Below are 15503 nucleotides of genomic sequence, written 5' to 3'. Positions count from 1 at the left end.
AGGGGGTTTCGCACACTGGGGAGAGGTTGTGGATAACCCGGGGATGAGGGGGGCACGGATTGTGGAGTCCGCCCCGAAACATGTGAGGAGACGCGGATGCCGGCCGAGATCCGTCCCCGGACGTTCACGACTTCGGAACCCGATCATCCACAAATCACACGAATGTGGTTCAGCCTGATTCCGCGTTTCCCACCGAGTTATCCACACTGTGCACAGCGGTTAACGGTGTTAGAACTTCTTTTCAATGAATGAGCGAGGGGGATAACCCTTCCGGGCTCGAACGACAGGAATCCGCGCTGTTCGCGCCGCATCAGCGCTGTGCCAGTATTGAAGCCCCCGCAACCGGGGCAGCAGCATCCGCAGCATTCACGACCGAGAGGGAGCCCGTGAAGTTCCAGGTCAATCGCGACGTCTTCGCCGATGCCGTGTCGTTCGCCGTGAAACTGCTGCCTCAGCGCACCACCCTCCCGATCCTCAGCGGGGTCCTGCTGCGGGCCGAGGGAGACACCCTGACGCTGTCGTCGTTCGACTACGAGGTCTCGGCGCAGACGGCGATCACCGCCGACATCGAGGAGGACGGAACCGTGCTCGTCTCCGGCCGTCTCCTGTCGGAGATCGCCTCGCGGCTTCCCAACGCTCCCGTGCAGTTCACCACGGAGGACAACAAGATCGCCGTCCGCTGCGGGTCGGCGCGCTTCACCCTCTCGAGCATGCCCGTCGAGGAGTACCCGAGCCTTCCCATCGTCGACGGCCCCGCCGGAATTCTGCCCGGTGACGCGTTCTCCGACGCCGTCGGCCAGGTCTCGGTCGCCGCATCGCGCGACGACGTGACCCCCGTCATCACGGGCGTGCAGCTCGAGATCGCCCAGAACCGCCTCTCGCTCGTCGCGACCGACCGCTACCGGGTCGCCGTGCGCGAGATCGACTGGGAGTCCTCCGCCGTCGCCGAGGGCGTCACCGCTCTCGTGCCGGCGCGCACGCTCGCCGAGCTCGGCAAGATCTTCGGCCATTCCGCGCAGATCGAGGTCACGATCGTCACGGGCGGCGACCGCGAGCTCATCGCGTTCTCGGCCGACAAGAAGACCGTCACCTCGCTGCTGATCAAGGGCAACTTCCCGCCCGTCAAGCGCCTCTTCCCCGAGACGGTCGACAACTACGCGGTCATGAACACCGCCGAGCTCATCGAGGCCACCCGTCGCGTGGCCCTCGTGCTCGAGCGCGACGCCGCCCTCCGCTACAGCTTCTCGGTCGACGGCCTCACTCTCGAGGCGATCGGCAGCGAGAACGCGCAGGCCTCCGAGACGATCGACGCGCACCTCGTCGGGGGCGACACGGTCGTGTCGCTCAAGCCCCAGTTCCTCATCGACGGTCTCGCCGCGGTGCACAGCGAGTTCGTGCGCATCTCGTTCACGAAGACCGACAACCCCAACAAGCCGGGGCCGGTGCTCATCACGAGCCAGTCGTCGAAGGACCAGCCGGGCGCCGACAACTACCGCTACCTGCTGCAGCCGAACCTGCTGCTGCGCTAGCGCTCGCGGCGTGCACGTCACCCACCTCTCGCTCGCGGACTTCCGCAACTACGCGCGCGCCGAGGTCGAGCTCGCACCCGGTCCCGTCCTGTTCGTCGGCCGCAACGGCCAGGGCAAGACCAATCTCGTCGAGGCGATCGGCTATGCGAGCACGGTCTCGAGCCACCGGGTCTCGACCGATCAGGCTCTCATCCGATTCGGCGCCGAGTCCGCGATCGTGCGGATGCGCGTGCAGCACGACGATCGAGCGCTCGTCATCGAGATCCAGCTCAATCGCACCGGCGCCAACAAGGCGCAGGTCAATCGCGGAGCGATCCGCGTGCGCGAGCTGCCGCGCTACTTCTCGAGCGTGCTGTTCGCGCCGGAGGATCTGGCGCTCGTCCGCGGCGAGCCCGGCGGTCGCCGCACCTTCCTCGACACGCTCGTCGTCCAGCGGAACCCTCGCTTCGCCGGTGTGATCTCCGACTACGAGCGAGTGCTGCGGCAGCGCAACACCCTCCTGAAGTCGGCGCGCGCCTCGCGCATCGCCGCCGATGCACTGACGACGCTCGACGTGTGGGACGACCGCCTCGTCGACCTCGGCACGGAGCTCATGGTCGCGCGCTGGCAGCTCGTCGCCGCCCTCCGCCCCCACGTTGCCGACGCCTATCGCGCGGTCGCGGGCGATGACCACCGCACCCGCCTGGGCCTGCAGCACTCGATCGACGGCGACGCGGTCGGCCCGCACCTCGACGACGATGCGGCGGATGCCCCGCTCGACCCCGAGGCGACGCGCGAGCGCTTCCGCTCCGTCCTCGCCGACCGCCGCCGGGCCGAGCTCGAGCGCGCCGTCACGCTCGTCGGCCCCCACCGCGACGACCTCGTGCTCGAGCTCAACGGGCTCCCCGCCCGCGGCTACGCGAGCCACGGCGAGAGCTGGTCGTACGCGCTCGCGCTCAAGCTCGCTTCGGCGCACGTGCTGCGCACGGACGCCGTCGCCGGCGACCCCGTCCTCGTGCTCGACGACGTCTTCGCCGAGCTCGACGAGGGGCGGCGGGAGCGTCTCGCCGACGCGGTGCAGGGCTTCGAGCAGGTGCTCATCACTGCCGCGGTCGGCGGCGACGTCCCCGATCGGCTGCGCGCGACGACCGTCCGCATCGCGGCCGGCGCCGTCGTGGAGGACGAGGACTGATGCCGGCCCGCGAGCAGCCCGAGTCCGAGGCCGCGGCCGTGTACCTGCGACTGCGCCGGCTCATGGGCGACCCGGCGAAGCGATCGGGGGATGCCCGCAAGCGGTCCACGGTCGCCCGCGGGGCATCCGTGCCCTTCGGCATCGGGCGCGACCCCTCGGGCCTCGGCGACGTCATCGACTCGATGAGCGCACGGATGGGCTGGACGTCGCCGCTCGCGAAGGGCGAGCTGCTGCTGTCGTGGCCCGAGCTCGTGGGGGAGGACACCGCTGCGCACTCGACGCCCGTCGGCATCGAGGAGGAGGTGCTCACGGTGCAGTGCGACTCGACGGCGTGGGCGACGCAGCTGCGGCTCATGCGGGCCGATATCCTGACCTCCATCCTGAAGCGCTACCCCGATGCGGGCGTGAGATCGATCCGCTTCGACGGGCCGGGCGCACCGAGCTGGAAGCGCGGCCCCCGGTCGATTCCCGGGCGCGGCCCACGCGATACCTACGGCTGAGATAGCGAATCACTCCGCCCAGAGCGAGAAATCGCCCCTGAGGGGCGTCAGAGGCCCGCTGAGGGCCGGATTTTTGCTAGGATTGTCACGTCGCTGCGGGGCCTGTTCTTCGGCCCGTGCCAGCACGATCGGTCTACTCGGCAGGAGCGCTATCCCCTATGGCCACCACCCCCTCAACCCCTGCGTCGGATGAGGCGTACGGCGCCAGCCACATCCAGGTTCTCGAAGGGCTCGAGGCGGTCCGCAAGCGTCCGGGCATGTACATCGGCTCGACCGGCCCCCGCGGCCTGCACCACCTCGTCTACGAGATCGTCGACAACTCCGTCGATGAGGCGCTCGCGGGCTTCTGCGACGCCATCGACGTCACGATCCTCGCCGACGGCGGCGTGCGCGTCGTCGACAACGGCCGCGGAATCCCCGTCGACATCCACCCCGTCGAGAAGAAGTCGACCGTCGAGGTCGTCCTGACGATCCTCCACGCGGGCGGCAAGTTCGGCGGCGGCGGCTACGCGGTCTCCGGAGGTCTGCACGGCGTCGGCAGCTCGGTCGTCAACGCGCTGTCGACGAAGCTCGATGTCGAGGTCCGTCGTCAGGGCAACGTCTACCGGCAGAGCTACCAGAACGGCGTCCCGGATGCCCCGCTCGCCAAGGGCGAGGCCTCGAGCTCGAACGGCACGACGATCACGTTCTGGCCGAACGCCGACATCTTCGAGACGGTCGACTTCGACTACGACACCCTCCGGACCCGCTTCCAGCAGATGGCCTTCCTCAACAAGGGCCTGCGCATCGCGATCACGGACGAGCGCCAGCCGGACCACTCCGCCGACACCGGCGAGGGCGTCAGCACGGCGCCGCGCCACGAGGAGTTCCTCTACGAGCAGGGTCTCGTCGACTACGTGGAGTTCCTGAACTCGGCGAAGAAGATCGAGGTGGTCCACCCCGAGATCATCAGCTTCGAGTCGGAGGACACCGAGCGGCGCATCGCGCTCGAGGTCGCCATGCAATGGACGACCGCGTACTCCGAGTCGGTGCACACGTACGCCAACACGATCAACACGCACGAGGGCGGCACGCACGAGGAGGGGTTCCGCGCGGCGCTCACGACGCTCGTCAACCGCTACGCGCGCGAGAAGGGCCTCATCAAGGAGAAGGACGAGAACCTCTCCGGCGACGACGTGCGCGAGGGCCTCACCGCCGTCATCTCGATCAAGCTCGGCGAGCCGCAGTTCGAGGGCCAGACGAAGACGAAGCTCGGCAACACCGAGGCGAAGTCGTTCGTGCAGAAGGTCACGGGCGAGCACCTCTCCGACTGGTTCGAGCGCAACCCCGCGCAGGCGAAGGACGTCATCCGCAAGGCGCTGCAGGCCGCGGCCGCCCGCCTCGCCGCCCGCAAGGCCCGCGAGCAGACCCGCCGCAAGGGCCTGCTCGAGTCGGGCGGCATGCCCGGCAAGCTCAAGGACTGCCAGTCGAAGGACCCGTCGCTGTCGGAGATCTTCATCGTCGAGGGCGACTCGGCCGGCGGCTCGGCCGTGCAGGGCCGCAACCCCGAGACGCAGGCGATCCTGCCGCTGCGCGGCAAGATCCTCAACGTCGAGAAGGCGCGCCTGGATCGCGCGCTCGGCAACGCCGAGGTGCAGGCGATGATCACCGCGTTCGGCGCGGGCATCGGCGAGGACTTCAGCCCCGACAAGGTGCGATACCACAAGATCGTGCTCATGGCCGATGCCGACGTCGACGGCCAGCACATCACGACGCTCCTGCTGACGCTCCTGTTCCGCTACATGCGGCCGCTCATCGACCTCGGCTACGTGTACCTCGCGCAGCCTCCGCTCTACCGGCTGAAGTGGACGAACTCGGAGCACGAGTACGTCTACAGCGACCGCGAGCGGGACGCGCTGCTCGAGGCCGGCGTGGCCGCGGGCAAGCGCATCCCCAAGGACAACGGGGTTCAGCGCTACAAGGGTCTCGGCGAGATGAACCACCAGGAGCTGTGGGACACGACGATGAACCCCGAGACGCGCACCCTGCTGCAGGTCACGCTCGAGGATGCGGCGGTCGCCGACTCGGTCTTCTCCACCCTCATGGGCGAGGACGTCGAATCGCGGCGCCACTTCATCCAGCAGAACGCGAAGGACGTGCGGTTCCTCGACATCTGATCGAGCCCCGCACCCTCCGCACTGCCGACCCGCACGACGACACGAATCTGAAGGACTGACACCATGGCCGACGACATCACCGACGTCGACGACACCTCCCCCGGCCCCGGCGGCCGGGTGAACCAGGTCGACCTGCAGCTGGAGATGCAGAGGTCGTACCTCGACTACGCGATGAGCGTCATCGTCGGGCGCGCGCTGCCCGACGTGCGCGACGGCCTCAAGCCCGTGCACCGCCGCGTGCTCTACGCCATGTACGACGGCGGCTACCGGCCCGACAAGGCGTTCTCGAAGTGCTCGCGCGTCGTCGGCGACGTCATGGGCCAGTTCCACCCGCACGGCGACTCGGCGATCTACGACGCGCTCGTCCGCCTCGTGCAGCCGTGGTCGATGCGGTACCCGCTCGCCTCCGGCCAGGGCAACTTCGGCTCGCCCGGCAACGACGGCGCGGCCGCCCCTCGGTACACCGAGACGAAGATGGCGCCGCTCGCGATGGAGATGGTCCGCGACATCGACGAGGACACCGTCGACTTCCAGGACAACTACGACGGCCGCACGCAGGAGCCGGCGATCCTGCCCTCGCGCTTCCCGAACCTGCTCGTCAACGGGTCGGTCGGCATCGCGGTCGGCATGGCCACGAACATCCCGCCCCACAACCTGCGCGAGGTGGCCTCGGCCGCCCTGTGGCACCTCGAGAACCCCGAGGCCGACCGCGAGACGCTGCTCGACGCGATCATGCAGCGCGTGAAGGGCCCCGACTTCCCGACGGGCGCGCAGATCCTCGGCGTCAAGGGCATCCACGACGCGTACCGCACGGGCCGCGGCTCGATCACGATGCGCGCGGTCGTGACGGTGGAGGAGATCCAGAACCGCACGTGCCTCGTCATCACCGAGCTGCCGTACCAGGTGAACCCCGACAACCTGGCGATCAAGATCGCCGACCTCGTCAAGGAGGGCAAGCTCGGCGGCATCGCCGACATCCGCGACGAGTCGTCGGGCCGCACCGGCCAGCGCCTCGTGATCGTGCTCAAGCGCGACGCGGTCGCGAAGGTCGTGCTCAACAATCTCTACAAGCACACCCAGCTGCAGGACAACTTCGGCGCCAACATGCTCGCGATCGTCGACGGGGTGCCCCGCACCCTGCCGATCGACGGGTTCATCACCTACTGGGTGTCGCACCAGATCGAGGTCATCGTCCGGCGCACCGCCTTCCGTCTGAAGAAGGCGGAGGCGGACGCCCACATCCTGCGCGGCTACCTGAAGGCGCTGGATGCCCTCGACGAGGTCATCGCCCTGATCCGTCGCTCGCCCACGGTGGAGGAGGCTCGCGAAGGGCTCATGCAGCTCCTCGCCGTCGACGAGCTGCAGGCCACGGCCATCCTCAATCTCCAGCTGCGCCGCCTCGCGGCGCTCGAGCGGCAGAAGATCCAGGAGCAGGCGGAGGAGCTCGAGCGGCTCATCGCCGACTACCAGGAGATCCTCGCGAGCCCGGTGCGACAGCGCTCGATCGTCGCCGACGAGCTCACCGAGATCGTCGACAAGTTCGGCGACGACCGCCGCACCGAGATCATGTTCGGCTTCGACGGCGACATGAGCGTGGAGGACCTCATCCCCGAGGAGGAGATGGTCGTCACCGTCACCCGTGGCGGGTACATCAAGCGCACGCGCAGCGACAACTACCGCTCGCAGCACCGCGGCGGCAAGGGCGTGAAGGGCGCGCAGCTGCGCGCCGACGACGTCGTCGAGCACTTCTTCGTCACGACGACCCACCACTGGCTGCTCTTCTTCACCACGACCGGCCGGGTCTACCGCCTCAAGACGTACGAGATCCAGGAGGCCGGTCGCGACGCGAAGGGCCAGCACGTCGCCAACCTCCTCGCGCTGCAGCCGGGGGAGGAGATCGCGCAGATCCTCGACATCCGCGACTACGCGGCGGCGAAGTTCCTCGTGCTCGCGACCCGCAACGGTCTCGTGAAGAAGACCGCGCTCACCGAGTACGACACCAACCGCTCGGGCGGCATCATCGCGATCAACCTGCGCGACGGCGACGAGCTCGTCTCGGCGATGCTCGCCGAGGAGGAGAGCGACATCCTCCTCATCTCGCGCGGCGGCATGTCGGTGCGCTTCACCGCGAGCGACTCGGCGCTGCGCCCCATGGGCCGCTCGACCTCGGGCGTGCGGGGCATGAGCTTCCGCGGCGACGACCACCTGCTGTCGGCCTCGGTCGTGCACGACGACGGCTACGTCTTCGTCGTCACGGAGGGCGGCTACGCCAAGCGCACCGCGGTCGACCAGTACCGCGTGCAGGGCCGCGGCGGCCTCGGCATCAAGGTCGCCAAGCTCAACGACGACCGGGGCGGACTCGCCGGCGGCATCATCGTCGCCGAGGACGACGAGGTGCTCGTCGTGCTCGCCGGCGGCAAGGTCGTCCGCTCGGCGGTGTCGGAGGTGCCGGCGAAGGGTCGCGACACGATGGGCGTCGTGTTCGCCCGACCGGACGACGACGACCGCATCATCGCGATCGCGCGCAACAGTGAGCGAAACCTGGAAGAATCAGACGCCGACACGGCGGACGCCGAGAATGACGCCGCCACCGACGGAACCGAGACCGCTGACGCGGCCGAGGCCGGGAAGTAAGGAAGACACCCTGTGAGCACGGTCGCCGAGAAGCTGCAGCGCAAGTCGCAGCGATCCACCCCCACCAAGCAGGTCCGCCTCAAGCTCGTCTACATCGACTTCTGGTCCGCGGTGAAGCTGTCGTTCCTCATCGCCATGTGCGGCGCGATCGTGCTCATCGTCGCGACGTTCTTCATCTGGCTCGTCATGCAGTCCATCGGCATCATCGAGGACATCGACTCGGTCTTCGCGGACATCCTCGGCGACGACGCCGCGAGCCTCGCCTCCATCCTCTCGCTCGGCCAGGTGATGCTCTTCGCGATCATCGTCGGCGTGCTCAACGTCGTCAGCGGCACCGCGCTCGGCGCCATCGGCGCACTGCTCTACAACCTCTCGGTGAAGGTCACCGGCGGGCTGCTGGTGGGCTTCACGAACAACTGATCGGCGAGCATCCGCCCCGATTTCGGGGAAGGTGACCGGGTCGTGTACAGTCATATCCGGTCTGAGGGGATATAGCTCAGGCGGTTAGAGCGCTTCGCTGATAACGAAGAGGTCCGAGGTTCAAGTCCTCGTATCCCCACGCGATCGGGCCCCGTTTCGGCGGGGCCTTTTTCGTGCCCGCACCGCCGCGACGGGTACGCTGGTCGTCGATCGGGGCCTTAGCTCAATTGGTAGAGCGCCTGCTTTGCAAGCAGGAGGTCAGGGGTTCGATTCCCCTAGGCTCCACTGTGCTTCTCTGGCGCGCCGCCGCTCCTGTGGCGCGCTTCCGCTCCGCGTCAGGAGCGCGGTCGCGACGCTCCGCGCTTCCCGCGACGGTGATAGCGCGTCGCCACGTGCTGCGGGTCTGCCAGGCGAGCGCGGTCTGGTTGTCCACCGGACGCTCTCCGTTCTCCCGGGGGATGCCCGGCGCACCTAGCGTGGGAGTCTCGCGACGCCGCCGAACCGGGCACAGTCGCCCGACGGAAGGGGAACCCCGTGCGCACGAAGCGCCCTCTCATCCGCATCCTCTCGCTCACGACCGCGACGACCGTCGCTCTCGGCATCGCCCCGCTCGCCGCGAGCGCGGCGCCGCACGACCCGGCCGGGCCGACCGAGCTGCGCGTCGCCACCTACAACGCGTCCCTCAACCGGGCCGCGGCCGGCGAGCTGGTCGCCGACCTGTCGACGCCCGACGACGCGCAGGCGCAGGCGGTCGCGGAGGTCATCCAGCGCACCGACCCCGACGTCGTGCTCCTCAACGAGTTCGACTACGTGGCCGACGGCGCCGCCATCGACCTCTTCCGTGAGAACTACCTCGAGGTCGGGCAGGGCGGCGCCGAGCCGGTGACGTACCCGTACGCCCTCGTCGCCCCGTCCAACACCGGAGTCCCCAGCGGCGCCGACCTCAACAACGACGGCCGGATCGGCGGGGGCGACGACGCCTTCGGCTTCGGCGTCTTCGAGGGGCAGTACGGGATGGCCGTGCTCTCGAAGCACCCCATCGAGCTCGACGCGGTCCGCACCTTCCAGAACTTCCTCTGGAAGGACATGCCGGGCGCACTCCTGCCGGATGACCCGGCGACTGCCGCGCCGAGCGACTGGTTCTCGCCCTCGGAGCTCGACGTCGTCCGGCTGTCGAGCAAGTCGCACTGGGATGTGCCGATCGACGTCGACGGCACGACCGTGCACCTCCTCGCCTCGCACCCGACTCCTCCCACCTTCGACGGGCCGGAGGACCGCAACGGGCGGCGCAACCACGACGAGATCCGCTTCTGGGCCGACTACATCACGCCCGGCAGCGCCTCCCGCTACATCGTCGACGACGCGGGGCGGCGCGGCGGACTTCCCGCGGGCAGCCCCTTCATCGTCGCCGGCGACCAGAACGCCGACCCGCTCGACGGCGACTCGGTCGACGCCGCGATCGACCAGCTGCTCGGGCATCCGTTCATCGTCGATCCGGCACCGCGATCCGAGGGGGCGGTCGAGGCATCGGGGCTGCAGGGCGGCGCGAACCTCGCGCACGAGGGCGACCCCTCGCTCGACACCGCCGACTTCGCCGACGCGGCACCGGGCAACCTGCGCGTCGACTACGTCCTGCCCTCGCGCCGCCTCGCAGTCGCGGGCTCCGGCGTCTTCTGGCCCGTGCTCGCCGACCCGCTCTCGTCGCTCACCGGGGTCTTCCCCTTCCCGACGAGCGACCACCGCCTGGTGTGGGTCGACGTCGCTGTCCGGGGCTGAGCTCTACGGCTGGGCGCGGCGGAACTCCACCGTCGCGTCCAGCCCGCGCTCCGCTCGACGACCGAGCCGCACGCGCGCTCCGCTCGACGAGGCGAGCTCCTGCACGATCGCGAGCCCGAGACCCGTTCCGCCCGGTGTCGCCGATCGGCCCCGCCAGAAGCGGTCGAAGGCGCGGGCGATCTCGTCATCGGAGAGGCCGGGGCCGTCATCCCGCACGCGCAGCGTCGGGTTCGCGCCGCCATCGACCCGGACCTCGAGGGTCGACCCCGGGGGGCTCACCTCCAGTGCGTTGTCCACGAGGTTGTCGACGATCTGCTCCACCGCTCCCGGGATGGCGCGCACGGGGATCGCCGGCTGAGCGGGCACCGCGACCCGGAGGTCGACGCCGAGCTCGGCGCACAGCGGGCGCCATTGCTCGACGTGATCGCGCGCGATCGCGGCGAGGTCGACCGTGATCACCAGGTCGTCGCGGCGCTCGGCCCGGCCGAGCGCGAGCAGCCCCTCGACGATCGCGACCAGACGGTCGGTCTCCGCCTCGGCGGCGGCGATCCGGTCGGCGGCCGCCTCGGGATCGTTCGCCATCAGCTCGCGTGCGCGCTCGAGCCGGAGACGGAGCGCCGTGAGCGGCGTGCGGAGCTGATGCGAGGCATCCGAGGCGAACGATCGCTGCTGCTCGATGAGCGTCGAGACGCGCTCCGCCATCCGGTTGAACGACCTCGCGAGCGTGCGGATCTCGGGCGCCCCGAGCATCGGGTCGGCCCGCGCCGACAGGTCCCCATCGGCGAGGCGCTCGCTCGAGGCCGTGAGGGCGGTGAGTCTGCGGGTCACGGAGGCGGAGAAGACGAACGCCGCGAGGCCGGAGATCAGGAGGGTGATGAGCGCGACGGAGCCGATCACGCCGAGCCGACCGCGAACCGTCTCGTCGATGACCGCGGACGGATATGTGAGCCGCACCGCTCCGACGACGCTGTCGGCGCTGATGACCGGCACCGCGACGTACAGCAGCGACGTGGATAGCGTCTCCGAGTCTCGGGATCCCGTCGCGACGGAGCCACCCAGGGCATCGGCGATCTCGGGGCGCGTGCTGTAGTCGCCGCCGAGGCTCGACTGGTCGTCGTCGCTCGTCACGATCGCGCGACCGTCGCGGTCGACGACCACGACTCGGGCGCCGCTCGTCTCCCGGTACTCGTGCGCGGCCTCCCCGAGCGCATCGGCACCGACGCCGCTCTCCAGCGCCTCCTCGCTGCGACCGGCGAGGATGAACGCGTCGCGCTCGAGACTCGTCGTGAGCCGATCGCGCTCGACCTGCTGCAGGTAGCTCGCGAGCGGCAGCAGCTGGACGAGCAGTACGATGCCGGTGATCGCCATGACCACGCCGATGAAGTGCCACTTCATGAGGGTTCGCCGAGGCGGAATCCGACACCGCGGACCGACTCGATCCAGGCGGGGTCTCCGAGCTTGCGCCGCACGGCCGCCACGTGGGCGTCGAGCGTCTTGGCGGTTCCGAACCAGTCGGTCTCCCACACGTCGCGCAGCAGGTCCGAACGCCGGCACACGGCCCCGCGGTCGCGGTCGAGGTACTCGAGCACGTCGAACTCCTTCGGCGTCAGGAGTATCTCGCGGTCGTCCAGCCGCACGCGGCGCGTGCGTCGATCGATCGCGAGTCGGCTCGAGCCGGCAGGCGGGGGCTCCACCGGCGCGGCGGACCGCGCGGCCGACGCGGAGCGGCGACGCACGGCGCCGATCCGGGCGACGAGCTCGCGCATCCCGAACGGCTTCACGAGGTAGTCGTCGGCTCCGAGCTCGAGCGCCACGACGCGGTCGATCTCGTCGTCGCGCGCGCTCACGATGATGATCGGCAGCTCGCTCGAGGCGCGGACGCGACGGCACAGCTCGGTCCCGTCCATGTCCGGCAGGCCGAGGTCGAGGAGCACGACGTCCGGCTCCTCGCTCTCGATCGCGCGGAGCGCCTCGTCCCCCGTCGCCACCCGGACGACATCCATCGCGCGGGTGGAGAGCGCGTCGACGACGCTGTCCGCGACGGCGTCGTCATCCTCCACGAGCAGCACTCTCATGGGCTCATTCTGCTGCCACGGGAGCGGTGGGATCATCGGCGCGCGTCGATCGCGCGATGGTTCTTGGACGAATCTTGGATGACCGCGCGCCGATCGTGCCATCGCGGCTTCCTAGCGTGGAGGCATGAAGACCTCGCTCTTGCTCTCTATCGCCGGTGTTCTGCTCGCCGCGGGCGGCGCCTACGCGGTCAACACCGCCGTGCTCTCCTCCCCGTCGATCGAGACGATCGGCAATACCGAGACCGCCGCGGTGATCGTCCCCCACCAGAAGACCGTGCCGGGGACGCCCTCGCCGGGCATCCCCTCGTCGGGAGCGACCGCGACGGACGCCGGCCCCGGCGTCTTCGCGGACGACGACTATGACGAGGCCGACGACGCCCTTGAGTCGGGGGACCGGGCGGACGAGGACGAAGCGGGAGACGACGATGAGCTCGGCGACGACGACTGAGCGGCACCCCGCGGCAGCGGCCCGGCGCATCGTCGCCGTGTCGACCACGGCGCTGCTCATCGTCGGCGTCGCTGGCCTGCAGCTGCAGGATCAGGCGGCACAGGCCGACGGCCAGGCCTCGGCGCTGAAGGAGCGCGCGATCACGCAGACCACGATCATCGCGGCACCCGGTCGGGCCGAGCCGAGCTCGAGCGAGTCGCCGGCGGCAGCCGCCCCCTCGGTGGAGAGCGCTCCGACGATCGCCGCGCCCGCGCCGACTCGCGCGCCGGTCGCGGCGACCCCTCCGCGCGCGCCCGCCCCGCAGCCGCGGGCGCCGGCCGACGCGACGAGTCAGGGATCATGACCGCCGTGATCGCCGACGCTCGTCCCGCGAGCCGGCGCGACGATGTGATCCATCGGAGGTTCCGGGCGATGGGAACGCAGGGCTCGGTCGTCGTCGTCGGCGCACCGGCGGAGGTCGCGGCGGGGGCCGTCGAGGAGATCGCCCGCCTGGAGGCGCGCTGGACGCGCTTCCGCGCCGACAGCGATCTCATGCGGCTCGCCCTCGGCGCGGGGGCGGCGCACGCCGTCGATCCGTCGACGGTCGCGCTGATCACGGCGATGCGGGACGGCTGGCACGCGACCGGTGGAGACTTCGACCCGAGCGTTCTGCCCGCCCTGCTCGGGATCGGCTACGACCGCTCGCTCGTCGACGGCGCGCCCGCGCCGTCGCTGCCGCACGGTGCGCGCTCGCGGCACGATCTCGACCTCATCCGCATCGAGGGTGACGCCGTGGCGCTCCCGCACGGCATGGCTCTCGACCCCGGGGGGATCGGCAAGGGCCTCGCCGCCGACCTCGTCGCGGAGCGGCTCATCGAGTCGGGGGCACGGGGTGCCCTCGTCGAGATCGGAGGGGATGTGCGGGCGCGAGGCGAGTCTCCCGACGGTACGGCATGGCGCATCCGCGTCGCCGACCCCGTCGACGCCCGGACGGACGCGGCGCTCGTCCGGATCGTCGAGGGCGCCGTGGCGACCTCGAGCCAGCGCCGTCGACGCTTCCGGGGGGCCGACGGCGTCGAGCGCCACCACATCATCGACCCGCGCACCGGTGGAAGCGCCGACTCGTCCGTCCAGTCCGCGACCGTGATCGCCGCGACCGCCGCGGCCGCGGAGGTGCTCACGAAGCCGGCGTTCGTGCGCGAGCCCGGCGCGTACCTCGCATGGCTCGAGGGGCTCGGCGCCCAGGGCATGCTCATCGACGCCGCGGGCGCGCGGTCGACCACGACCGGATGGCAGGAGTTCTCATGACCGACCCGCACCTGTGGTGGTACGTCACCCGCATCAGCGCGATGCTCGCCTGGATCGTCATGACGATCGCGGTGCTGTGGGGGATCGTCCTGTCGACCCGCATCTTCCGCGGCGCCGACAACCCCGCGTGGCTGCAGGACCTCCATCGGTTCCTCGGCGGAACCGCGGTGGTGCTCACCATCCTGCACGCGGTCTCGCTCATGCTCGACCCGTGGCTCTCGCTCACTCCGCTCGAGGCTCTGGTGCCGTTCGTCGGCGACTTCAAGCCCCTGCCCGTCGCTCTCGGCATCGTGTCGTTCTACGTTCTCGTCGCGGTGCAGTCGAGCTCCCTCCTGAAGGACCGCCTGCCGCGGCGGGTGTGGCGCGGGATCCATCTCTCCAGCTACGTCGCCGTGCTCGCGGTCGCCTTCCACACCGGAGCGGCGGGCACGGATCGCGGCACCTGGTGGTACCAGGCGGTCGCGACCGTGCTCATCACGGCCACGGTGCTCGCCGCGATCGTCCGCCTCATCATGGCGGGGCGCCGGTCGGGCGAGCGGCCCGCGCCGTCGCATCCGATCGATCCCCGAACGCGAACGCGGATGCGCGTGGTCGCGCTGGACGACATCGCCGACGGTGTGCGCCGCATCCGCCTCGCTCCCGCCGACGGCTCGTCGATCGAGCCGTGGGAGGCCGGCGCGCACATCACCGTCGTGCTGCCGGACGGCGTCGAACGGCAGTACTCCCTCTGCAGCGACCCCGCCGACCGCGACCATCTCGACATCGCCGTCCGCCGCGTGGAGCCGGCCGGGCACGGCAGCGCGTGGATCCACTCGACGCTCGCGCCGGGCGACGAGCTCGAGGTCGTCGGGCCGCGCTGCACCTTCCCCCTGCGACCCGCGCACCGCTACCTGTTCATCGCCGGCGGCATCGGCATCACGCCGCTGAAGGCGATGATCGCGGCCGTGCCCCCGCAGCGCGACTGGCGGCTCGTCTACGTCGGTCGCAGCCGCGCGAGCATGCCCTTCGCCGACGAGCTCGAGCGAACCCACCCCGGTCGGGTGCGCGTCGTCGCGCGCGACGAGCGCGAGGGCCGGCTGCCGCTCACGGAGATCCTCGCGGACGACGCCGAGGTCTACGCGTGCGGACCGACCGGCCTCCTCGATGAGCTCGAGCGCCTCGTTCCCGCCGATCGCCTGCACCTCGAGCGGTTCGTCGCCGTCGATCGGAGCTCGGGGCGGCCCTCGACGCCGTTCGCCGTCCGGCTGGCCCGCTCGCAGCGGATCCTCCGGGTGCCGGCCGACGAGTCGATGCTGCATGCCCTGCAGCGGTCGGGCGTCGCGGTGCCCACCTCGTGCGGCACGGGTGTGTGCGGCACGTGCGAGACGAGGGTCGTCGCCGGGGTGCCCGACCACCGGGACTCGGTGATGTCGGACGCGGATAAGGACGAGATCGGCGTCGTCTACCCGTGCGTGTCGCGCGCGAGCTCGGCGGAGCTCGTGCTCGATCTCTGACCCCGCGCACGACG

General features: G+C 70.3%; 13 protein-coding genes and 2 tRNA genes. 13 read left to right on the top strand and 2 right to left on the bottom strand.

Going from position 1 to position 15503, the window contains the following annotated elements:
* The first annotated feature begins 386 nt into the window (after positions 1–386).
* From dnaN to ASG83_RS04795, 9 genes are all read left to right on the top strand, one after another.
* Positions 387–1529, top strand: coding sequence for a DNA polymerase III subunit beta (gene dnaN / locus ASG83_RS04835; RefSeq protein WP_055857706.1), 1143 nt, complete (start codon positions 387–389; stop codon positions 1527–1529).
* 10 nt (positions 1530–1539) lie between these two features.
* Entirely contained in the window at positions 1540–2700 is a 1161-nt protein-coding gene (recF, locus tag ASG83_RS04830) for a DNA replication/repair protein RecF (RefSeq protein ID WP_055857704.1), read from the top strand.
* On the top strand, positions 2700–3200 hold the full coding sequence (locus ASG83_RS04825) for a DUF721 domain-containing protein (RefSeq protein ID WP_055857702.1): 501 nt from the start codon (positions 2700–2702) through the stop codon (positions 3198–3200). Before recF ends, ASG83_RS04825 begins: the two co-directional genes overlap by 1 nt.
* A 158-nt stretch (positions 3201–3358) precedes the next feature.
* Entirely contained in the window at positions 3359–5356 is a 1998-nt protein-coding gene (gene gyrB, locus ASG83_RS04820) for a DNA topoisomerase (ATP-hydrolyzing) subunit B (protein ID WP_055857700.1), read from the top strand.
* A gap of 63 nt (positions 5357–5419) precedes the next feature.
* Positions 5420–7990: a DNA gyrase subunit A gene (gyrA, locus tag ASG83_RS04815; RefSeq protein WP_055857698.1), complete on the top strand. Its 2571-nt coding sequence runs from the start codon at positions 5420–5422 to the stop codon at positions 7988–7990.
* 12 nt (positions 7991–8002) lie between these two features.
* Complete coding sequence (locus ASG83_RS04810) at positions 8003–8410, top strand: DUF3566 domain-containing protein (protein ID WP_055857696.1); 408 nt, start codon at positions 8003–8005, stop codon at positions 8408–8410.
* Positions 8411–8475: 65 nt separating this feature from the next.
* Positions 8476–8549 (top strand) — tRNA-Ile (locus ASG83_RS04805).
* A 73-nt stretch (positions 8550–8622) separates the two neighbouring features.
* Positions 8623–8695 (top strand) — tRNA-Ala (locus ASG83_RS04800).
* 249 nt (positions 8696–8944) lie between these two features.
* Entirely contained in the window at positions 8945–10186 is a 1242-nt protein-coding gene (locus tag ASG83_RS04795) for an endonuclease/exonuclease/phosphatase family protein (protein ID WP_055857694.1), read from the top strand.
* A 3-nt stretch (positions 10187–10189) separates the two neighbouring features.
* Here ASG83_RS04795 and ASG83_RS04790 read toward each other — a convergent pair whose 3' ends face one another.
* Complete coding sequence (locus ASG83_RS04790; RefSeq protein ID WP_055857692.1) at positions 10190–11581, bottom strand: ATP-binding protein; 1392 nt, start codon at positions 11579–11581, stop codon at positions 10190–10192.
* On the bottom strand, positions 11578–12261 hold the full coding sequence (locus tag ASG83_RS04785; protein ID WP_055857685.1) for a response regulator transcription factor: 684 nt from the start codon (positions 12259–12261) through the stop codon (positions 11578–11580). Before ASG83_RS04785 ends, ASG83_RS04790 begins: the two co-directional genes overlap by 4 nt.
* 124 nt (positions 12262–12385) lie before the next feature.
* On the opposite strand from ASG83_RS04785, the gene ASG83_RS04780 reads away from it, so the two are divergent.
* The 4 genes from ASG83_RS04780 to ASG83_RS12630 are packed head-to-tail and all read left to right on the top strand — an operon-like array spanning position 12386 to position 15489.
* On the top strand, positions 12386–12709 hold the full coding sequence (locus ASG83_RS04780) for a hypothetical protein (protein WP_055857684.1): 324 nt from the start codon (positions 12386–12388) through the stop codon (positions 12707–12709).
* Complete coding sequence (locus ASG83_RS04775; protein WP_055857682.1) at positions 12687–13052, top strand: hypothetical protein; 366 nt, start codon at positions 12687–12689, stop codon at positions 13050–13052. The genes ASG83_RS04780 and ASG83_RS04775 overlap by 23 nt, the downstream gene beginning before the upstream one ends.
* Positions 13049–13996: an FAD:protein FMN transferase gene (locus ASG83_RS04770; protein ID WP_055857680.1), complete on the top strand. Its 948-nt coding sequence runs from the start codon at positions 13049–13051 to the stop codon at positions 13994–13996. The genes ASG83_RS04775 and ASG83_RS04770 overlap by 4 nt, the downstream gene beginning before the upstream one ends.
* On the top strand, positions 13993–15489 hold the full coding sequence (locus ASG83_RS12630) for a 2Fe-2S iron-sulfur cluster-binding protein (RefSeq protein ID WP_162253784.1): 1497 nt from the start codon (positions 13993–13995) through the stop codon (positions 15487–15489). The genes ASG83_RS04770 and ASG83_RS12630 overlap by 4 nt, the downstream gene beginning before the upstream one ends.
* The last annotated feature ends 14 nt before the right edge of the window (positions 15490–15503 follow it).

Origin of the sequence: Yonghaparkia sp. Soil809 (assembly GCF_001429705.1) — a bacterium.
Taxonomy (GTDB): domain Bacteria; phylum Actinomycetota; class Actinomycetes; order Actinomycetales; family Microbacteriaceae; genus Microcella.
This window is presented reverse-complemented; position numbering and strand designations above follow the sequence as displayed.